Source organism: Pseudomonas sp. FeN3W (assembly GCA_030263805.2).
GTDB lineage: Bacteria > Pseudomonadota > Gammaproteobacteria > Pseudomonadales > Pseudomonadaceae > Stutzerimonas > Stutzerimonas stutzeri_G.
Genome location: CP136010.1, coordinates 2,201,295 through 2,220,781, shown reverse-complemented (window position 1 = coordinate 2,220,781; position 19,487 = coordinate 2,201,295). Strand labels below are relative to the sequence as shown.

The window sequence follows — 19,487 nt, the reverse complement described above, 5'->3', positions numbered from 1 at the left end:
CTCCTCAGGCGATGGCGCGGTTGGCGCTGACGAAGGCCGCCAGGCTGTCGACGCTAGCGAAATGCTTGCGGGTGTCCTTGGCGTCCGCATCGATCTTGATGCCGAAGCGCTTCTGGATCGCCAGACCCAGTTCCAGGGCGTCGACCGAGTCTAGCCCGAGGCCTTCGCCGAACAGTGGCTGATCGGCGGCGATATCGTCCAGGCCGAGGTCTTCCAGGCCCAGTGCGTCGATGATCAGTTGCTTGATTTCACGTTGTAGTTGTTGGCTCATCGAGTGCGAGCTCCTTTATGAAGTGTCGGTGCAGATGGTCATTCAGTCGCCGCGAAGCGATCGGTGCAGCGCCTTGGGCGGCGAACGCCTGCGGGTCGATGTCGCTACCCACGCGCAGATGGAAGTGAAAACGCCGTGACGGAATGCGATACCAGGGTTCGGCCTTGGTCAGCGTGGTTGGCGTCACGCTGATGACAACCGGCGTCACCAGCCTTGCGCCGCGCAGGGCGATGGCCGCTGCGCCGCGGTGAAATTGCGGCGGCTGTCCGGGCACGGTGCGGGTGCCTTCGGGAAAGATGATCAGGGTCTGACCTTGCTGCAGGGCCTCGGCGGCTTCGTCGAGCATTTCGGCGCTGCCGTTGTTGCTGATGTACTGCGAGGCGCGGATCGGGCCTCGGGTGAAGGGGTTGTCCCACAGGCTTTGTTTGACCACGCAGTTGGCGTCGCGGATCAGCGCGATCAGCACGACCACATCGATCAACGACGGGTGATTGGCGATGATCAGCTGGCCAGGACGTCCCAGCCGCTCGGCGCCTTCGACTTCATAGGTCAGTACGCCGCTGCGGTACATGAATTGCACGAACAGCCAGAACAGCCTGCTCACCGTCTGCCGCGCACGGCGACGTTGGATGGCGGCATCACCCGGAAGCAGCGAAAGCAGCGGGAATATGATCAGCCGTAGGCACAGACCACCGATGCCAAACAGGACGAACAACAGGCCGGTGGCGATGAGCCGCCACAGCCACGGCGTGTTGGGCCGCTTCAGCGAGTCCGCTGCCAGTTCCATTTGCGCGTCTTCCAGTGATGCGTGAATTGGGCATGGTCGTGGAGCAGAGCACGGATCAGTTGCAGAGCATGGACTTGCGGTTGCAACGGGCTTTCATCGGTGGGCTGCAGTTGCAGTTGCCAGCTGTCGCCGGCGGTCAGTCGTAGCGCCAGTGCATAGGGGATGCTGCGGTCGTCTATCCAGGGGCGGTAGGCCTCGGGAGGTGATTCTTCGGCTATCACCAGCAGTACGGCGGGCGCGCCTTCGTTCAGCAGCAGGGCAGCTTCGAGCACTGCGTGTTCCAGGCCATCGCCCTCTGCTGCGATCGCGGTCATTTCGCTGGAGTCGCCCTGGAAGATCGACCAGAGCCCGACGATCGCATTGTGTACGGACAGGCTGAACTGGGTTGGCGAGAGCGGCTGTGCGTTAGCCAGATCGCTGAGCAGGGCGAAATTGCGGGTGGTTTCCCCATGGCGCGAGGCGTACACCAGCGGCATCGGGGGGCGGCCTTCGGTAAGTGGCTGGGTGACGGCGAACACCATCCGCGCCAGGCGACTCAGGCGGCGACGCTGCATCGCCGGCAGAAAGGACACATCCGGCTGCGCCTCGGGATCGTCCGGCCACTGGCTGGCGTTCGCCCAGCGCGCCCAGTCGGCCTGGCAGGCGCGGCCCGGAGCCCAGGCCTGCCATTGGTCGATGTCGAAGCATATAGCGCTCATGCTCGCGCAGCTCTCGTAGCGAGGCCAGCGTGCAGACGTCCGTGTATTGCTTGCATTGGAAGTGCCGCTCGAAAAGTGCGGGCATTATCCAAGTGCCATGAACGCTACGCAAACATTGCGATACATATCCTGATAGGAGGTCGCGATTGATGCGGAGTTCGTCACCTGGGCGACTATCCGCGCAACCCACCGTGATCAGCTGATGCCGTGCTGCGCCAGCCATGCCATCAGCTGCGGCAACGGCATGGCGCCGCTCTGCCGGGCGACTTCACGGCCGTTGCGGAACAGGATCAGGCTGGGAATCGAGCGGATGCCAAGTTGCGCCGACAGCTGAGTGTTGGCCTCACTGTCGAGCTTGGCCAGACGACAGCGGCCCTGGAGCTGATTGGCGGCCTGCGCAAAGGTCGGGGCGAAGCTGCGGCAGGGCCCGCACCAACTGGCCCAGACATCCACCAATAGCGGCAGGTCGCCCTTGATCTGGTTGGCGAACTGGTTCTGTTGCAGATCGAAAGGCGTGTTCGGCAGCGCCTCTGCCTTGCAGCGACCGCAGCGCGCTGCGTCGTGCAGTCGGTCCGCGGGGATGCGATTGAGGCTGGCGCAGTGCGCGCAGGGGACGATCAGGGATTCGGTCATGACGAGGCTCCACGGCGGTATGCCGTTAATGTGGAGCCTCGGCGGCGGATATCAAGCGCGGGTCAGCCCTTGGACGCGCTCAGCGCCTGGGCCAGATCGGCGAGGATGTCGTCGATATGCTCGATGCCGATGGACAGCCGGATGAGATCCTGCGACACACCGGCGCGGGCCAGTTCCTCGGCATTCAGCTGACGGTGCGTGGTGCTGGCCGGATGGCAGGCCAGGGACTTGGCGTCGCCGATGTTCACCAGGCGTACCACCAGCTTGAGCGCGTCGATAAAGCGCGCGCCGGCTTCCATACCGCCCTCGATGCCGAAGCAGAGGATCGACGCCGGCATGCCGCCCAGGTAGCGGCGGGCCAGTTCGTGCTCGGGATGATCGGGCAGTCCGGCGTATTTGACCCAGGCCACTTGCGGATGAGCCTGCAGGAACTCGGCGACCTTCAGCGCGTTCTCGCAGTGCCGTTCCATGCGCAGGGCCAGGGTTTCCAGCCCCTGCAGGATCAGGAACGAGTTGAAGGGTGAAATCGCTGCGCCCATGTTGCGCAGCGGTACCACGCGGCAGCGGCCGATGAACGCGGCGGGGCCGAACGCTTCGGTGTAGGTGACGCCGTGATAGGAGACATCGGGCGTGTTCAGCAGGGCGAAGCGCTCCCTGTGCTGCGCCCAGGGAAACTTGCCGGAGTCGACGACGATGCCGCCGATGCTGGTGCCGTGGCCGCCCATGTACTTGGTCAGCGAATGTACGACGATGTCTGCGCCGTGCTCGAACGGCCGGCAGAGTATTGGCGTGGCGACGGTATTATCGACGATCAGCGGCACGCCATGGCGGTGCGCGGCTTCGGCCAGGGCGGCGAGGTCGATGATGTTGCCGGCCGGGTTACCGATGGATTCGCAGAACACCGCCTTGGTGCGCTCGTCGATCAGCGCTTCCAGGGCGGCGATGTCGTCGTGGGCGGCGAAGCGCACCTCGATGCCCTGACGCGGCAGGGTATGGGCGAACAGGTTGTAAGTGCCGCCATAGAGCTTGGCCACCGAGACGATGTTGTCGCCGACTTCGGCGATGGTCTGAATGGCGTAGGTGATCGCCGCCATGCCCGAGGCAACGGCCAGCGCGGCCACCCCGCCTTCCAGTGCCGCGACGCGCTGCTCGAGCACGTCGGTGGTGGGATTCATGATGCGTGTATAGATGTTGCCCGGCACCTTCAAGTCGAACAGGTCGGCGCCATGCTGGGTGTCGTCGAAGGCGTAGGAGGTGGTCTGGTAGATCGGTACCGCCACGGCCTTGGTAGTCGGGTCCGGGCTGTAGCCTGCGTGGATGGCGAGGGTTTCCAGTTTCATGGCGCGCTCCTTGTTCTTGTTCGTCGGGGGCAAAGGTCCGAGAGCATGAAACTGAACGCCTGGACGGTCAATGATCCAGGGCAAGCCTTGTCGTCAGAGCGGCGCGAGCGGCCAGAACAGCGGAATCACCAGCGTCGCCACGCCCCATAGCAGCAGGTTCAACGGTATGCCGACCTTGAGGAAGTCGGTGAAGCGATAGCCACCGGCGTTGTAGACGAATGTGTTGGTCTGATAGCCGATCGGTGTGGCAAAGCTGGCGCTGGCGGCGAACATCACCGCGACGACGAACGCTCGCGGATCCACGCCCAGGTGCTGCGCGAGACCGATGGCGATCGGGGTGATCAGCACCGCCACTGCATTGTTCGACAGCATCTCAGTCAGCAGTGAGGTCAGCAGGTAGATGAACGACAGCATGAACAGCGGGCCGGCCCAGGGCGTGAATGTGGTGACGTTCTGGACGATAAGCTGTACCAGGCCCACCTTGTCCATGGCGATGCTGATCGCCAACATGCCGAAGATCAGGCTGAGAATCTTCCAGTCGACGGCCTTGTAGGCGTCCTCGACGTCCAGGCAGCGCGTCGCCAGCACCGTAGCCGCGCCAATGATCGCCAGGCCTTCGATAGGCATCGCGCCAAAGGCTGCCAACAGCATGACTGCCAGGGTGGCGATGATTGCGATCGGCGCCTTGTCGCGGCGGAACGCTCGCTCCTGCACGGCGTTGAGGCTGATCAGCTCACCGTTGTCGGCGAACCGCTTGATCTGCGCAGGCGTGCCCTCGACCAGCATCACGTCGCCGAACTGCAGCTGGAAATCGTCGAAATTGCCCTGAATGTTCTCGTCCTGCCGGTGCACAGCCAGCACGCTGATGCCGTAGCGGGCAGACAGGTCGAGATCGCGCATCGGGCGATGGCTGTAGCGCGAGCCGCGACCGACGATGGCCTCGGCGAGGATCACGTCTTCGCTGCTGATGGTCTCGAAGGCGTCACCGCGGTTGAAGGTGAGGTGACCGCTCTCACGCAGCTCCACCACGTCCTTGACCTGGCCATGGATCATCAGTAGGTCGCCGGCGGTCAGGGTGAAGTCATGTTCCGGACGGCTGAACAGCTGCGCGTTGCGATTCACCTGCAGAACCTGCAGCCCGCTGCCGCCGTTTAGGTTGGCCTCGGCGATGGTCTTGCCGATCACCGGCGAGTTCAGCGGCACACGCAGCTCGGTCATGAAGTTGCGATCAAGGCGTGGGCCGAGCAGCTTGGACAGGGTGTCGCGTTCCGGCAGCAGATGCTTGCCGATGGTCAGCAAATAGAGCATGCCGGCTGCGGCCAAGATCAGTCCCGCCGCGGTGATCTCGAACATGCCGAAGGGCGCAAGGCCGGCCTTGCGCGCCACACCGTCGACGAGGATGTTGGTCGAGGTGCCGATCATGGTCAGCGTGCCGCCGAGAATCGTCGCGTACGACAGTGGAATCAGCAGTTTCGAGGGGGTTGTGCCGGCACGCTTGGCCAGGGAAATCGCCACCGGCGTGAGGATTGCCACCACCGGCGTATTGTTCAGGCAGGCGGAAATCACCAGCGCGGTGATCGTCAGGCCGAACAAGACTCGTGCAGGGCTGGTGCCCACCAGATTACCCAGCCAGTTGCCCAGCGCATCGATGCATCCGGTTCGCTCCAGCGCCGCCGAGATGATGAACATGCAGGCAATGGTGACAGGCGCCGAGTTGGACAGTACGCCCAGCACCTCACCAGGTGTCAGCAACTGCGTTGCCAGCAGCACCGCCACGGCGATCGCCACGACGATATCGGGACTCCAGCTCTCCCTCACGAACGCCACCAATACCCAGAGCAGCAAAGCGCAGACGAACAACAGCGACAGCGATTCTGGAAGCATGGACGTCCTTAAGGGTGGCGACTGAGGCACGTCGGAACAACGGGCCCGCGGCGCAAGATAGAGACGTCAGCTTAGAGAGTCCAGAAACCTTTTCTGATGTTTATATTCATTATGGTTATTAAAGGCGAGGGCTCTGGCCGGCTTCTACAGCGCAGCGGTTTGAGGCTGTTGGCCGTTGTTTGGCGGTGACAAACAGGTGAACCTGGACTGGCCGCAGATTGCCGTCAGAAGGGCGCTCGATCCGCTACCTAAGGGGCGAGGTGCGGCAGGACGTTGCGTGCCTGGCGGACTTCAAGTGGCGGAACCAGCGAACGGCGACGTCTTGTCCCGTTGTGGGATGGCTATTCAGGGCCTGCTGAGGTTCGGCGTTCCGTGGTCCGCCAGCCGCTGCCGAAAATCGAAGCCGTCGTTGGCTTCATTGCGGCGCGGCTGGCCACCAGCCCAGGCTGAGACAGGCTCGTCTGTCAGCGCTGTGCTTCGCGGATCATGTTGCGGGCGATGATCACCTGCTGGATCTGGGTCGTGCCCTCGTACAGGCGGAACAGCCGCACGTCGCGATAGAAGCGCTCGATGGCATATTCGCTGACATAGCCGGCGCCGCCGTGGATCTGCACGCCTCGGTCGGCCACGCGACCGCACATCTCGGTGGCGAACATCTTGGCGCAGGAGGCTTCGGTGCTCACGTTCAGGCCTTCGTCGCGCTTGCGCGCGGCGTCCAGCACCATGCAGCGGGCGGCGTAGATCTCGGCCTTGCTGTCGGCCAGCATGCCCTGGATCAGCTGGAACTCGGCGATGGGCTGGCCGAACTGCTTGCGTTCGATGGCGTACTGCAGCGAGTCGGCGAGCATGCGTTCGGCGGCGCCGACGGAGAGCGCGGCGATATGCAGACGGCCTTTGTCGAGCACCTTCATGGCGGTCTTGAAGCCGACGCCTTCCTTGCCGCCGATCAGGTTCCCGGCCGGCACGCGGACGTTCTCGAAAATCACGTCGGCGGTGTGGGCGCCTTTCTGGCCCATCTTGTGGTCGCGCTTGCCGACGGTGACACCAGGCGTGTCGGCCTCGACGATGAACGAGCTGATGCCACCGGCGCCCTTGATTTCACGGTTGGTTCGAGCCATCACGGTGAAGATTCCGGCTTGCGGTGCGTTGGTGATGAAACGCTTGGTGCCGTTGATGACGTAGAACTCACCGTCGCGCACGGCAGTGGTCTTCAGGGAGGCGGCATCGGAGCCGGAGTCCGGCTCGGTCAGGCAGAAAGAGCTGAGGAACTCGCCGGCAGCCAGTTTGGGCAGGTACCTGGCCTTCTGCTCCTCGGTGCCGTCGAGCAGGATGCCGATGGAGCCAATGCCGTTGTTGGTGCCGATATAGGAGCGGAACGCCGGGGACGTGCGGCCCAGTTCGAAAGCGATGTTCACTTCCTCTTCCATGGTCACGCCCAGACCGCCGAATTCCTCCGGTATGGTCAGGCCGAACAGGCCCATTTCCTTCATTTGCTCGACGATGTCCGTCGGCATCGAGTCGGTTTCGGCGACCTCGTTTTCGCGCGGGATCAGCGCTTCGTTGACGAACTGGCGGATGGAATCCAGCAGGATTTGCAGCGTTTCCGGATCGCGGATCATGTGTGCTCCTCGGGGGGGCCGATGGTCGGACGCGTCATGTCGTCGAGGCACGACCCGCATCTCCATCAGCGGGTGCTGGCCTCGATGTTGCTAACCATGTGGACCAGTCGCGGTCCGATGTCCTCTTCCAGCTTTTCGCGCGAGAGCTGGAAACTCGGGCCGCCGCAGTTAAAAACCAGCAGCCCGTGCTGCGCATGCACCATGGGCACGGCAACCGCATTCACATCCCGGTGCCATTCGCCGATCGACAGGCAATAGCCATAGTCGGCGTAGTCACGGAAGGCCTTTTCCAGGCTCTTGCGGATCTTTGGCCAGTCCTCCGCATGCCGGGTCCGGACGTGGTCCAGCAGAAAATCGCATTCGCTTTCCGGCAGGCCGGCCAGGCATGCACGTCCCGCCGAGCTCAGATGCAGGGGCAGATGGGTACCCACCTGGCGCCGCATCGTGAGGTTGCCCTGACCGTGCACGACGTCCAGGTAAACCATCTGTAGCCGGTCCCGAGCCGCCATCGCCACCGCCGCATTGGCGTGGTTGGCCAACTGTTCCATCAGCGGATGCGCCACAGCCCGAATCGACAGGTTGGAGAGCATCCCGTAGCCGAACGACATCACACCGACATCCAGCTGGTATTTGCCCTGGGGCAACTGCTTCAGATAGCCCAGGCGCGTCAGCGTGTAAGTCAACCGGCTGACGGTCGGCCGCGGCAGGTTGGCCTTGCGGGCCAGCTCCTGATTGCTCAGCACGCTTTCACGCGGGTTGAAGCAGCGCAGCAACTCCAGGCCCCGGGCTAGAGCGGTGACGAACTGGCGGTCCTTTTCCTCCTCATCGAGGGTCGACATCGGATCGATCAGTACCCGTTCGATCTCCGAAGCTGCGTCCTTGTCAGGGGACCGATCCTTGATCTTGCGTTGCATGGTAGAGCCTCCATTTTCATAAAATCAAGTTTTCGAAATTCTATTCCGCATAGCGGACATTCGGCAACTGCGACATACGGAAAGTTTTTTGTTTCTCAAAGGCCCGTGCAGTGGGCCTTTGCTGAGAATAACGACGTATCGACAAGAAGTGACATTTACAAAAAACGAAATTGGAACTTATTATTCGGTCAAAGTGTGGAATGGGATTTCGCATAGCGGACATTGCTGCATGATCAAACCGGAGCCGAAATGAGTCAACCAATCGATCCAGTCGTGCTGCTGGAGTACCCGGCCGACGGTGTCGCTCTCGTGCGTATCAACCGCCCCGACGCCAAGAACGCGCTCAATGCGGCCGTTCGCCATCAGCTGGCCGAGCACTTCCGCGCGCTCGCCCGGCGCGACGACATTCGCGCCGTCGTGCTTACCGGGGGTGAGCAGTTCTTCGTGGCGGGGGCGGACATCAGGGAATTCGCCAGCGCCTCGCCGATCGAGATGTATGGCCGTCACTCCGAGCTGCTATGGGAGCCGATTGCCCGCTGCCCGAAGCCGGTCATCGCCGCCGTCAACGGCTTCGCCCTAGGCGGCGGCTGCGAACTGGCGATGCACTGCGACATCATCGTGGCCGGCGAGTCAGCCTGCTTCGCCCAGCCGGAAGTCAAGCTCGGCCTGATGCCGGGCGCCGGTGGTACCCAGCGCCTGATTCGCGCGGTCGGCAAGTTCCAGGCCATGCGCATCGCCTTGACCGGCTGCATGGTCAAGGCGCCAGAGGCATTGGCCATTGGCATGGTCAGCGAAGTGGTGCCGGACGACCAGACCCACGGGCGCGTCCTGGCCCTGGCCGGCGAAATCGCCGCGCTGCCGCCGCTGGCGGTGCAACAGATCAAGGAAGTGATGCTGGCCGGCGCCGACCTGCCGCTGGACAGCGCACTGACCCTGGAGCGCAAGGCGTTCCAGCTGCTGTTCGATTCCGCCGATCAGAAGGAAGGCGCCGCCGCCTTCTTCGAGAAGCGCAAACCCACCTACCGCGGAGAATAGGCATGGCTCGCTCGATCAACATCATGGGGCTGGTCGGCACTGGAGTAATGGGCGCCGGTATCGCCCAGATCGCGGCACAGGCTGGCGTGCAAGTGCGTCTGTACGATGCCCGCGAAGGCGCGGCCAGGGACGCTCGCGACAACCTCGGCGCAACCCTCGGCAAGCTGGTTGCCAAAGGCAAGATCGCCCAGGACGCCGTCGACGCCGCCCTGGCGCTGCTCAAGCCGGTCGCCACCATCGAAGAACTCTCGGGATGCGACATGGTGGTGGAAGCCATCGTCGAGAATCTGGATGCGAAGCGCGGCCTGCTGACCCAGCTGGAAGGCATCGTCGACGCCGAGTGCATCCTGGCGACCAACACCTCGTCGCTGTCGGTGAGCGCCATCGCCACCGCCTGCCGGCATCCGCAGCGGGTCGCCGGCTTTCACTTCTTCAACCCCGTTCCGTTGATGAGGGTGGTGGAAGTCATCGACGGCATCGCCACTGTTCCGGCCGTCAGTAATGCCCTACTGGAGCTGGCCCGGCGCATGGGGCACACCGGTGTGCGCGCCAAGGACACTCCCGGTTTCATCGTCAACCACGCCGGCCGTGCCTACGGCACCGAAGCCCTGAAGATCCTCGGCGAGGGTGTCGCCCAGCAAGGCGAGGTGGACCGCATCTTGCGCGAGGGCGCCGGTTTCCGCATGGGCCCGCTGGAGCTGTTCGACCTCACCGCGCTGGACGTTTCCCATCCGGTGATGGAATCCATCTACAACCAGTTCTACCACGACCCGCGCTACACGCCGTCGCCGCTGACCCGCCAGATGCTGGTGGCCGGTCGCGTGGGTCGCAAGGTGGGGCAGGGCTTCTACCGCTATCAGAACGGCCAGATGGTCGATGCGCCGCAACCGCAACCGGTGCCGAGCGTCGAGCAGTTGCCGCCGGTGTGGGTCGCCACCGAAAACGCGAACGACCGGCAGAAGCTGGTCGAGCTGCTCGACCAGCTGGGTGCGCAGGTGGAGACGGGTGAGCATCCCTCCGAGCAGGCGCTGTGCCTGATCGCCCCCTACGGCTATGACGCCACCACCGCCGCCGGGCGCTTCGGCGTGGATGCAGCGCGCACCCTGTGCATCGACTTGCTGACCGACCTGTCTCGCCATCGCACGCTGATGATGACCCCAGCCACCCGTCCGGAAATGCGCGCTGCCGCCCATGCCCTGTTCGCCCGCGATGGTGTGGGCGTCAGCGTGATCCGCGACAGCGTAGGCTTCGTGGCCCAGCGCGTGCTGGCCATGGTGGTCAACCTGGCCTGCGACATCGCTCAGCAGCGGATCGCCAGCCCCGAGGACATTGACCAGGCCGTGCGCCTGGGCCTGGGTTACCCGCAGGGTCCCCTGGCCTGGGGCGACAGCCTCGATCCACGTCGCCTGCTGACCATACTCGAGCGGATGGTGAGCGTGACCAACGACCCGCGTTACCGCCCGAGCCCCTGGCTGCGTCGTCGTGCCCAGCTGGAGCTGTCGTTGCGCCTGGATGAGCCGTCCGCCGTTTAACCGCTTTCTATACAGGTATCGTCATGTTGAACGCCTACATCTACGCAGGTCTGCGTACACCCTTCGGACGCCACGGCGGTGGTCTGGCGCCGGTGCGCCCGGATGACCTGATTGCCGACGTGATTCGCGAGCTGATCGCCCGCAGCGGAATCGACGGCGCCGCCGTCGACGACGTGATTCTCGGCAATACCAACCAGGCCGGCGAGGACAGCCGCAACATCGCCCGTCACGCCGTGCTGCTCTCCGGCCTGCCGGTCAGCGTGCCCGGCCAGACCGTCAATCGCCTGTGCGCCAGCGGCCTGGCCGCGGTGATCGATGCCGCCCGCGCCGTCACCTGCGACGAGGGCGAGCTGTTCGTGGCCGGCGGCGTGGAAAGCATGTCCCGTGCCCCGTTCGTCATGGCCAAGGCGGAAAAGGCCTACAGCCGCGACTTCACGATGTATGACAGCACCATCGGCGCGCGCTTCCCGAACCCGAAGCTCATCGAGCGGTTCGGCAACGACAGCATGCCGCAGACCGGCGACAACGTGGCCCGCGAGTTCGGCATCAGCCGTGAAGCGGCCGACACCTTCGCCGCCGCGTCGCAAGCCAGGTTCGAGGCCGCCCGCCAGGCGGGGTTCTTCGCCGAGGAAATCCTGCCGGTGAGCGTGCCGACCGGGCGCAAGACCCCGCCGAACGTGATCGCCGAGGACGAGCATCCGCGTCCGCAATCCGACATGGCCGCACTGGCCAAACTGCGCCCGCTGTTCGAGAACGGCGTGGTCACTGCCGGTAATGCCTCGGGCGTGAACGACGGTGCCGCCGCGCTGCTGATCGGCAGCCAGGCCGCGGGTGAGAAGCATGGCCTCAAGCCCATGGCGCGCATCCTGTCGGCGGCGGTCGCCGGCGTGGAGCCACGCATCATGGGTGTCGGCCCGGTGGACGCCATCAACAAGGCGCTGGCCCGCGCCGGCCTGAGCCTGGCCGACATGGACATCATCGAAATCAACGAAGCCTTCGCCTCCCAGGTGCTGGGTTGCCTGAAGGGCCTGGACGTGGCGTTCGACGATCCGCGCGTCAATCCCAACGGCGGCGCCATCGCCGTGGGCCACCCGCTGGGGGCTTCTGGCGCGCGGCTGGCGCTGTCCACCGCGCGTGAGCTGCAGCGCAGCGGCAAGCGCTATGCGGTCATCAGCCTGTGCATCGGTGTCGGCCAGGGCCTGGCCATCGTCATCGAGCGCGTCTGAGCAAAAGGCCTTTGGCCATGTGAACCAGGCCGGCGGAGTTCTGCGCCGGCCGCGTTAGAAAGGTAAGAGACATGGGTGCATTGAATGGGATTCGGGTGCTGGACCTGAGTCGTGTATTGGCGGGTCCCTGGTGCGGTCAGGTTCTGGCCGACCTGGGCGCCGAAGTGATCAAGGTCGAGCGCCCGCGCGTGGGCGACGATACCCGTGGCTGGGGCCCGCCCTACATGAAAACCCCGGACGGCGAGAACAGCATCGAGGCGTCCTATTACCAGTCCGCCAACCGCAACAAGCTGTCGGTGGCCGTCAACATCGCCACACCGGAAGGCCAGGAACTGGTGCGCGCACTGGCTGCTACCTCCGACGTGCTGATCGAGAACTACAAGGCAGGCTCGCTGGCCAAGTACGGTCTGGATTACGCCAGCCTGTCCCAGGTCAATCCGCGCCTGGTGTACTGCTCGATTACTGGCTTTGGCCAGACCGGCCCGCGCGCCGAGGAGCCCGGCTACGACTTCATCATCCAGGGCATGGGTGGCCTGATGAGCGTCACCGGCGAGAAGGACGGTATGCCGGGGGCCGGCCCGCAGAAGGTAGGCGTGGCCGTGGCCGACGTGATGACCGGCCTGTATTCGACCGTCGCCATCCAGGCCGCGCTGCTGGCCCGTGAGAAGACGGGCCGCGGCCAGCACTGCGACATGGCGCTGCTGGACGTACAGGTGGCGGCCCTGGGCAACCAGAGCCAGAACTACCTGAGCACCGGCCGCTCGCCGGGGCGCCAGGGCAATGCCCACGTGAACATCGTGCCGTATCAGGTGTTCACTGCCAGCGACATGGATTTCATCATCGCCTGCGGCAACGACACCCAGTTCGTCGCCCTGTGCGATGCCATCGGCCTGCCGGAACTGCCGCTGGACCCGCGCTTCACCAGGAACGCCGATCGCGTGCGTAACCGCGAGGCCATCGTCGGGTTGCTCGCCGAACGCTTCCTGAAGGATACCGCCGACAATTGGGTGAGCCGGATCCACGCGGCAAAGGTGCCGGTCGGCGTGATCAACGACATCGGCCGTGCCCTGGCCGAGCCGCAGGTGCTGGCCCGCGACATGCTGGTCAACATCCCGCACGCCATGAACCCGGACTTCAGGATGGTCGGCAGCCCGGTGAAGCTTTCCGATACTCCGGTCGAGTACAAGCGGCCGGCACCGATGCTCGGTGAACACACGGAGCAGGTGCTGAAGTCCCGGCTTGGGCTTTCGGCCGATGCGCTGGAGGTTCTGAAAAGCAAGGGGGTCATCGAGCAACTCGAATAGCCCATTTCGTCAACCGGTGCGGGCTCACTGCTCGAGCCGGACGTCCAACCGGTCATGTCGCGGCATGCACCGGATCAGCAAATACCCAATCATAAGAGAGACAATATGAACAAGCTGATGAAAATGCTGGTGGCGGCAAGCACCGCCGTATTCCTTCCGCTGATGGCCTCGACTGCCCAGGCTGCCGACTGGCCGGCCAAAAACATCACGCTGGTCGTTCCGTATGCCGCTGGCGGCTCCACGGATATCCTGTCCCGTCGGGTGGCCGACCTGCTGGGCACGGAACTGGGTGTGACGGTAATCGTCGAGAACCGTCCGGGTGCCGGTACCACGGTTGCCACCGCGCAGCTGGCCCGGGTTTCCAAGCGCGATGCCGATTACCGCGTGCTGATGGCCTCGCCGGGGCACACCGTTGGCGCGAGCCTGTACCCGCTGTCCTACGATCCGGTAAAGGACTTCCGCTTCATTCAGAATGTCATCGACATCCCCAACGTCCTGGTCGTACCGGCCAAGAGCAAGTTCCAGACCTTCCAGGAGTTTGTGCAGGCGGCGAAAACCGAGCAGCTCTCCTTCAGCTCGCCCGGCATCGGCAGCTCCATCCATATGTCGGGTGAACTGTTCAAGGCCAAGATCGGCGCGCAGAACATGACCCACGTTCCGTTCCGTGGGAGCGGCGAGGCACTTCCGGCGCTGCTGGCCGGCGACGTGGACTTCTCGTTCGAGAACCTGCCGACCGTGTACCTGATGATCAAGTCCGGGCAACTGCGAGTACTGGCTGTGACCACCAGTGAGCCGTCTCCCTTCCTGCCGGACGCGCCGACCGTGCAGTCCGTTGGCGCCGAGCAGGGGCTGTCTGACTTCGCGACCTCAGCCTGGTTCGGTCTCATCAGTAGCGAATCGATGTCCGACGAGGCCTACGGCAAGCTCCAGGCCGCGGTGGGCAGCGTCATGCAAAGCCAGGCGTTCAAGGACTTCCTGCCTCAGCTGGGCGCTGTCGCCGGCAAGGAGTCGGGTGACGCGTTCAAGGCCATGGTCGAGCGGGATATCAAGCAGTGGGCTGATCTGGTTGAAGCCGCCGGCCTCGGCGAATAAACCACTGCAGCTTCGCAGGGCGTCGCCGCAGGCGACGCCCCTGTCTGACTGGGTAGATTATGAAAAACACGACTATTCACCAGAGAGCGTCCAGGCTTGCCAGCGCCGATGCGGCTGTCAGCCTGATTCTGATCGCGACATCCCTTGCGTTTCTGTTTTATCTGGTTCCGGAGTACATCGTGGAGCCTCGCCGGCTGCAGTCTCCTCTGCTGTCGCCGCTGATCCTTCCTCAGATCATGGGTTGGCTGATCCTGTTGCTCAGCATCGGCCTGGTGCTGGGCATGCTGTTCGGCCCGGAGCGCGCCCGGGTTGAAAGCAACACTCGCCTGCGTGATCTGCCGGTCCGCCAGTGGCTGCTGCCGATACTGGCCTTCGCCGTTTACTACTTCGGTTTCGAGCCGATCGGCGCGGCGGTATGCGGTGTGCTGGCCACCATGTTGCTGTTCATCGCCATGGACGTCAGGCGCATCGGCATCTATCTGCTGGGTGTCGCGATGCCGGTCGGCATCTGCCTGGCCTTCGACTATGGCCTGAATGTTCCCCTGCCTTACGGCTCTCTCTGGGGATATTGAGTCCCGCCTGATGAGACTATGAAATGGACCAGATCCTCGAGGTGCTCAGCCTTTTCCTGAGCGTGGAAAACATCCTGATGATCGCGCTCGGCGTGGTCATCGGCGTCGTGATCGGCGCCATTCCCGGGCTGACCGCAACCATGGCGGTAGCCCTGGCCCTGCCGTTCACCTTCGGCATGGAGCCGGTCACCGCGATTCTGCTGCTGGTCGGGATCTACAAGGGCGGCATGTATGGCGGTTCGATCACCGCCATCCTGATCCGCACCCCCGGTTCCCCGGCATCGGCCAGCACCCTGCTGGACGGTTACCCGATGGCGCAGAAGGGGGAGGCCAAGAAGGCACTGTCCATGGCGCTGTACGCGTCCTGCATCGCCGACTTCATCTCCAACCTGTCGCTGATCTTCCTAGCCGGCTACCTGGCCAAGCTGGCGCTGAGCTTCGGACCGCCGGAATACTTCTGGCTGATCTGCTTCTCGCTGACCATCATCATCTCCGTTTCCGGCGACTCGGTGATGAAAGGGCTGATCGCCGCGGCGTTGGGCGTGATCCTCGCGCTGGTGGGCATGGACCCGGTCTACGGCACCGAGCGCCTGACCTTCGACAATTACAACCTGATGGATCGCATCAACTTCATCCCGCTGTTGATTGGTCTGTTCGCCATTCCCGAAATCCTCGAGTTCTATCTGTCGCGCGCTCGTGAGCACATCCAGACCGCCGTGTCCGGTGCCGACGTGACCTGGCAGGAACTCAAGGGCAGCATGCGCAGCATCATTCGCGGCAGCTTCATCGGTGTGATCATCGGTGCGATTCCGGGTACCGGCGCGACTGCCGCCTCGTTCATCTCCTATTCGGAAGCACGCCGCAACTCGCCCAACCGGGACAATTTCGGCAAGGGCGAAATCGAAGGTGTGGCCGCGGCCGAGGCGGGCAACAACGCGGTCGCCGGTGCGACCATGATTCCGCTGCTGTCGCTGGGCATCCCCGGCGACGTGATCACCGCGATCATCCTCGGCGCCTTCATGATCCATGGACTGACTCCAGGACCGATCCTGTTCCAGGAAAACATGAACCTGATCTACGCCCTGTTCTGCGGCATCATGCTCAGCTCCGTGGTGCTGTTCGGTACCGGCAAGCTGGCGATCCGGTATTTCTCCCTCATTGCCGATGTGCCCAAGCAGATCCTGTTCCCCATCGTATTGATGTTCTGCATCTACGGCGCCTACGCCGTGAACAACAGCACCTTCGATATCGCGGTCATGCTGGTGTTCGGCCTGGTCGGCTTCATCTTCAATCGCACCGGATTCGCCTCGGCGCCATTCCTGATCGGCTTCATCCTGGGGCCGATGCTGGAAGACAACTTCCGCCGCTCGTTGCTGATCAGCAATAACAATTTCGATGTGTTCGTTCGTGGCCCCATCGACTGGTTCTTCATCGCCCTGACGGTGCTTTCCCTGGGCTTTGCCTTGCACCGCTACATTCAATCGCTACGCACCCATTGATCGCCACCACCCCCTGTGTGCCTGCAATCGGAGACATTCATGAAAATACTGGTAACCGTCAAACGAGTGGTCGATTACAACGTCAAGGTTCGCGTAAAGGCGGACAATTCCGGCGTTGACCTCGCCAACGTCAAGATGTCGATGAACCCCTTCTGCGAAATTGCCGTGGAAGAAGCCGTACGCCTGAAAGAGAAGGGCGTGGCGAGCGAAATCGTTGTCGTCTCTATCGGTCCGACTGCTGCTCAGGAGCAGCTTCGCACTGCGCTGGCGCTGGGCGCCGATCGCGCCGTGCTGGTCGAGTCCAACGACGAACTGAACTCCCTGGCGGTCGCCAAGCTGCTCAAAGCCGTGGTCGACAAGGAGCAGCCGCAGCTGGTCATCCTCGGCAAGCAGGCGATCGACAGCGACAACAACCAGACCGGGCAGATGCTCGGCGCGTTGACCGGCTACGCTCAGGGCACCTTCGCCTCCAAGGTCGAAGTGGCTGGTGACAAGGTCAACGTAACCCGCGAAATCGACGGCGGCCTGCAGACCGTCGCGTTGAACCTGCCGGCGATCGTCACCACCGACCTGCGTCTGAACGAGCCGCGCTATGCGTCGCTGCCGAACATCATGAAGGCCAAGAAGAAGCCACTGGAAACGCTGACTCCGGATGCGCTGGGCGTCACCACCACGTCGACCGTCAAGACCCTCAAAGTCGAAGCGCCGGCTGCCCGCAGCGCCGGTATCAAGGTCAAGTCCGTGGCTGAACTGGTCGAGAAAATGAAGAACGAGGCGAAGGTAATCTAAATGACTATCCTGGTTATCGCTGAACACAATAATGCCGTCCTCGCGGCCGCTACTCTGAACACCGTTGCCGCCGCCAAGGCCATCGGTGGCGACATCCACGTACTGGTAGCCGGCAGCGGCTGCGGTGCCATCGGCGAAGCAGCCGCGCAGATCGAAGGCGTGGCCAAGGTGCTGGTCGCCGATGACGCGGCCTACGCCAATCAGTTGCCGGAAAACGTCGCGCCGCTGATCGCCGACCTGGCGAAGAGTTACAGCCACGTGCTGGCGGCAGCGACCACCAACGGCAAGAACTTCCTGCCGCGCGTTGCTGCCCAGCTGGATGTCGACCAGATCTCCGAGATCATCGCGGTTGAAAGCGCCGATACCTTCAAGCGCCCGATCTATGCCGGTAACGCCATCGCTACCGTGCAGTCCAGCGCTGCCATCAAGGTCATCACCGTTCGTGCGACCGGCTTCGATGCCGTGAATGCCACCGGCGGTTCTGCTGCGGTCGAGCAGATCTCCGGGGCTGGCGATGCCGGCAAATCCGCTTTCGTTGGCGAAGAGCTGGCCAAGTCGGATCGTCCCGAGCTGACCGCTGCCAAGATCGTCGTTTCCGGCGGGCGCGGCATGCAGAACGGCGAGAACTTCAAGCACCTGTACTCGCTGGCCGACAAGCTCGGCGCGGCAGTTGGTGCCTCCCGTGCCGCGGTCGACGCCGGCTTCGTGCCGAACGACATGCAGGTCGGTCAGACCGGCAAGATCGTTGCGCCGCAGCTGTACATCGCGGTCGGTATCTCCGGTGCCATCCAGCACCTGGCAGGTATGAAGGACTCCAAGGTGATCGTCGCGATCAACAAGGACGAGGAAGCCCCGATCTTCCAGGTTGCCGACTACGGCCTGGTGGGCGATCTGTTCGAGATCGTGCCGGAGCTGGAAAACGCCATCTAAAGTTGGAAGCCAATCCGCCCTGCGCTAGCGGAGCCTCGTTCCTCGTGCTGAGTCGCAGACGAGACTGATGCAATCCGCGCAGTGCGCTTGCCGTTCGCGACAGTCCCTGCTTGAAAATCCACCGATGAACTCGTCGGGCGCGTGTGGGCGAGCGCTCCAGGCCTGGCGGTTCACCAGCACGCTCCGTTTCCTCTTCATTAATCTGCGCCGTCCACTTGGCTGCTGTAGAACGAGCCGTGGACCAAGGGATGGTCTGAAGTAGCCCTGCATTTCTGGTCGACTTCAGCCTCCGCCGATTCTGAAGCATGGCAAACTGATCAAAAACGATCAGATCACCCGCTCATTCCTGTGCTTTTAGCCGCCGCGCACATCTCTCGGCGGCCATTTCCCGCCTTACAGGCGCAGCTCTCCTGCATTCGTCAGCAAATGTCGGCGCGCCATCTACAGGTTCGACAGGGCAAACAATGTCACCAGCTGCGCCGTGTTCTTCGCTAGGCCACGGAAGCGTGTCTTCACATAACCGAACCGGCGCTTGATCACCCGGAAGGGGGACTCGACCTTGGCGCGCACCTTGGCCTTCTCGATCTTGCGCTTGGCTTTGTACAGCGCGCTGCGCTTACTCAGCTTTTTGTACGTACTGCGGCGGGGCGCGATCTGCCAGATCACCTCCCGGCCTTCATGTTCCGGGCGCTTCTCGACGCCGGTGTAACCCGCGTCGGCACCCACCATGTTTTCCTCTCTGTGCAGCAGTTTGTCGACTTGGGTAACGTCTGCAACGTTGGCTGCCGTCCCCTCCACGCTGTGCACCAGGCCGGACTCGGCATCGGCGCCGATGTGCGCCTTCATGCCGAAGTAATACTGGTTTCCCTTCTTCGTCTGGTGCATTTCCGGGTCGCGCTTGCCGTCCTGATTCTTGGTCGAACTCGGCGCATGGATCAGCGTGGCATCGACGATGGTGCCCTGGCGCAGCGACAGCCCTTGGTCGCCCAGGTAACCATTGATCACCGCCAGAGTCCCAGCCGCCAACTCTTGCTTCTCCAGCAGGCGACGGAAATTGAGGATGGTTGTTTCATCGGGAATGCGCTCCAGGCTCAGCTCGGCAAACTGGCGCAGGATGGTGGTCTCGTAGAGCGCTTCTTCCATCGCCCGATCGCTGTAGCCGAACCAGTTCTGCATCAGATGTACGCGCAGCATCGCCATCAGCGGATACGCCGGACGGCCACCTTCACCCTTGGGGTAGTGCGGCTCGATCAGGGCAATCAAACCCTTCCACGGCACCACCTGATCCATCTCGATCAGGAACAACTCCTTGCGGGTCTGCTTGCGCTTGCCGGCGTACTCGGCGTCGGCGAAGGTCATTGC

The 19,487-nt window shown here is 63.3% G+C and carries 18 protein-coding genes; 9 read left to right on the top strand and 9 right to left on the bottom strand.

The window, feature by feature from the left end; translation table 11 throughout:
• Positions 1 to 4 precede the first annotated feature (4 nt).
• The 8 genes from P5704_010620 to P5704_010585 all read right to left on the bottom strand — a co-directional run bounded on the left by P5704_010620 (position 5) and on the right by P5704_010585 (position 8,146).
• Entirely contained in the window at positions 5 to 271 is a 267-nt protein-coding gene (locus tag P5704_010620) for a phosphopantetheine-binding protein (protein WOF80882.1), read from the bottom strand.
• Positions 249 to 1,058: a 1-acyl-sn-glycerol-3-phosphate acyltransferase gene (locus P5704_010615; protein WOF80881.1), complete on the bottom strand. Its 810-nt coding sequence runs from the start codon at positions 1,056 to 1,058 to the stop codon at positions 249 to 251. The genes P5704_010620 and P5704_010615 overlap by 23 nt, the downstream gene beginning before the upstream one ends.
• Positions 1,034 to 1,756, bottom strand: a complete 723-nt coding sequence (locus tag P5704_010610) for a beta-ketoacyl synthase chain length factor (protein ID WOF80880.1) — start codon at positions 1,754 to 1,756, stop codon at positions 1,034 to 1,036. Before P5704_010610 ends, P5704_010615 begins: the two co-directional genes overlap by 25 nt.
• A 195-nt stretch (positions 1,757 to 1,951) precedes the next feature.
• Positions 1,952 to 2,389, bottom strand: a complete 438-nt coding sequence (trxC, locus tag P5704_010605; protein ID WOF80879.1) for a thioredoxin TrxC — start codon at positions 2,387 to 2,389, stop codon at positions 1,952 to 1,954.
• A gap of 62 nt (positions 2,390 to 2,451) precedes the next feature.
• A complete protein-coding gene (locus P5704_010600) occupies positions 2,452 to 3,729 on the bottom strand; it encodes a bifunctional O-acetylhomoserine aminocarboxypropyltransferase/cysteine synthase (protein ID WOF80878.1) in 1,278 nt (425 codons plus the stop codon).
• A gap of 93 nt (positions 3,730 to 3,822) precedes the next feature.
• Positions 3,823 to 5,613, bottom strand: coding sequence for an SLC13 family permease (locus P5704_010595; protein WOF80877.1), 1,791 nt, complete (start codon positions 5,611 to 5,613; stop codon positions 3,823 to 3,825).
• Positions 5,614 to 6,077: 464 nt separating this feature from the next.
• On the bottom strand, positions 6,078 to 7,232 hold the full coding sequence (locus P5704_010590; protein ID WOF80876.1) for an acyl-CoA dehydrogenase family protein: 1,155 nt from the start codon (positions 7,230 to 7,232) through the stop codon (positions 6,078 to 6,080).
• Positions 7,233 to 7,297: 65 nt separating this feature from the next.
• On the bottom strand, positions 7,298 to 8,146 hold the full coding sequence (locus P5704_010585; GenBank protein WOF80875.1) for an IclR family transcriptional regulator: 849 nt from the start codon (positions 8,144 to 8,146) through the stop codon (positions 7,298 to 7,300).
• A gap of 249 nt (positions 8,147 to 8,395) precedes the next feature.
• On the opposite strand from P5704_010585, the gene P5704_010580 reads away from it, so the two are divergent.
• The 9 genes from P5704_010580 (at position 8,396) to P5704_010540 (ending at position 18,125) form a co-directional block, all read left to right on the top strand.
• Positions 8,396 to 9,181 carry an enoyl-CoA hydratase gene (locus tag P5704_010580; GenBank protein WOF80874.1) on the top strand — a complete coding sequence of 262 codons (786 nt, stop codon included), beginning with the start codon at positions 8,396 to 8,398 and terminating at the stop codon, positions 9,179 to 9,181.
• A gap of 2 nt (positions 9,182 to 9,183) precedes the next feature.
• On the top strand, positions 9,184 to 10,713 hold the full coding sequence (locus P5704_010575; protein WOF80873.1) for a 3-hydroxyacyl-CoA dehydrogenase: 1,530 nt from the start codon (positions 9,184 to 9,186) through the stop codon (positions 10,711 to 10,713).
• Positions 10,714 to 10,736: 23 nt separating this feature from the next.
• Positions 10,737 to 11,939, top strand: a complete 1,203-nt coding sequence (locus P5704_010570; GenBank protein WOF80872.1) for a 3-oxoadipyl-CoA thiolase — start codon at positions 10,737 to 10,739, stop codon at positions 11,937 to 11,939.
• Positions 11,940 to 12,010: 71 nt separating this feature from the next.
• The gene (locus P5704_010565; GenBank protein WOF80871.1) at positions 12,011 to 13,243 is read left to right on the top strand and encodes a CaiB/BaiF CoA-transferase family protein; all 1,233 of its coding nucleotides are present in this window, start codon (positions 12,011 to 12,013) and stop codon (positions 13,241 to 13,243) included.
• 105 nt (positions 13,244 to 13,348) lie between these two features.
• The gene (locus tag P5704_010560; protein ID WOF80870.1) at positions 13,349 to 14,335 is read left to right on the top strand and encodes a tripartite tricarboxylate transporter substrate binding protein; all 987 of its coding nucleotides are present in this window, start codon (positions 13,349 to 13,351) and stop codon (positions 14,333 to 14,335) included.
• A gap of 59 nt (positions 14,336 to 14,394) precedes the next feature.
• Positions 14,395 to 14,907 carry a tripartite tricarboxylate transporter TctB family protein gene (locus P5704_010555; GenBank protein ID WOF80869.1) on the top strand — a complete coding sequence of 171 codons (513 nt, stop codon included), beginning with the start codon at positions 14,395 to 14,397 and terminating at the stop codon, positions 14,905 to 14,907.
• 23 nt (positions 14,908 to 14,930) lie between these two features.
• Positions 14,931 to 16,406, top strand: a complete 1,476-nt coding sequence (locus tag P5704_010550; protein WOF80868.1) for a tripartite tricarboxylate transporter permease — start codon at positions 14,931 to 14,933, stop codon at positions 16,404 to 16,406.
• A gap of 39 nt (positions 16,407 to 16,445) precedes the next feature.
• Entirely contained in the window at positions 16,446 to 17,195 is a 750-nt protein-coding gene (locus tag P5704_010545) for an electron transfer flavoprotein subunit beta/FixA family protein (protein ID WOF80867.1), read from the top strand.
• The gene (locus tag P5704_010540; GenBank protein WOF80866.1) at positions 17,196 to 18,125 is read left to right on the top strand and encodes an FAD-binding protein; all 930 of its coding nucleotides are present in this window, start codon (positions 17,196 to 17,198) and stop codon (positions 18,123 to 18,125) included.
• Positions 18,126 to 18,566: 441 nt separating this feature from the next.
• Here the strand turns inward: P5704_010540 and P5704_010535 are convergent, their stop codons facing one another.
• Positions 18,567 to 19,484: an IS5 family transposase gene (locus tag P5704_010535; GenBank protein WOF80865.1), complete on the bottom strand. Its 918-nt coding sequence runs from the start codon at positions 19,482 to 19,484 to the stop codon at positions 18,567 to 18,569.
• Positions 19,485 to 19,487: the final 3 nt, after the last annotated feature.

Excerpts from the sequence above, each read along its gene's own strand:
- P5704_010535 (WOF80865.1), bottom strand. The coding sequence starts at position 19,484 with ATGACCTTCGCCGACGCCGAGTACGCCGGCAAGCGCAAGCAGACCCGC.
- P5704_010565 (WOF80871.1), top strand. The coding sequence starts at position 12,011 with ATGGGTGCATTGAATGGGATTCGGGTGCTGGACCTGAGTCGTGTATTG.
- P5704_010610 (WOF80880.1), bottom strand. The coding sequence starts at position 1,756 with ATGAGCGCTATATGCTTCGACATCGACCAATGGCAGGCCTGGGCTCCG.
- P5704_010600 (WOF80878.1), bottom strand. The coding sequence starts at position 3,729 with ATGAAACTGGAAACCCTCGCCATCCACGCAGGCTACAGCCCGGACCCG.
- P5704_010615 (WOF80881.1), bottom strand. The coding sequence starts at position 1,058 with ATGGAACTGGCAGCGGACTCGCTGAAGCGGCCCAACACGCCGTGGCTG.
- P5704_010555 (WOF80869.1), top strand. The coding sequence starts at position 14,395 with ATGAAAAACACGACTATTCACCAGAGAGCGTCCAGGCTTGCCAGCGCC.
- P5704_010545 (WOF80867.1), top strand. The coding sequence starts at position 16,446 with ATGAAAATACTGGTAACCGTCAAACGAGTGGTCGATTACAACGTCAAG.
- P5704_010575 (WOF80873.1), top strand. The coding sequence starts at position 9,184 with ATGGCTCGCTCGATCAACATCATGGGGCTGGTCGGCACTGGAGTAATG.
- P5704_010540 (WOF80866.1), top strand. The coding sequence starts at position 17,196 with ATGACTATCCTGGTTATCGCTGAACACAATAATGCCGTCCTCGCGGCC.
- P5704_010580 (WOF80874.1), top strand. The coding sequence starts at position 8,396 with ATGAGTCAACCAATCGATCCAGTCGTGCTGCTGGAGTACCCGGCCGAC.
- P5704_010585 (WOF80875.1), bottom strand. The coding sequence starts at position 8,146 with ATGCAACGCAAGATCAAGGATCGGTCCCCTGACAAGGACGCAGCTTCG.
- P5704_010590 (WOF80876.1), bottom strand. The coding sequence starts at position 7,232 with ATGATCCGCGATCCGGAAACGCTGCAAATCCTGCTGGATTCCATCCGC.
- P5704_010595 (WOF80877.1), bottom strand. The coding sequence starts at position 5,613 with ATGCTTCCAGAATCGCTGTCGCTGTTGTTCGTCTGCGCTTTGCTGCTC.
- P5704_010550 (WOF80868.1), top strand. The coding sequence starts at position 14,931 with ATGGACCAGATCCTCGAGGTGCTCAGCCTTTTCCTGAGCGTGGAAAAC.
- trxC (WOF80879.1), bottom strand. The coding sequence starts at position 2,389 with ATGACCGAATCCCTGATCGTCCCCTGCGCGCACTGCGCCAGCCTCAAT.
- P5704_010570 (WOF80872.1), top strand. The coding sequence starts at position 10,737 with ATGTTGAACGCCTACATCTACGCAGGTCTGCGTACACCCTTCGGACGC.
- P5704_010560 (WOF80870.1), top strand. The coding sequence starts at position 13,349 with ATGAACAAGCTGATGAAAATGCTGGTGGCGGCAAGCACCGCCGTATTC.
- P5704_010620 (WOF80882.1), bottom strand. The coding sequence starts at position 271 with ATGAGCCAACAACTACAACGTGAAATCAAGCAACTGATCATCGACGCA.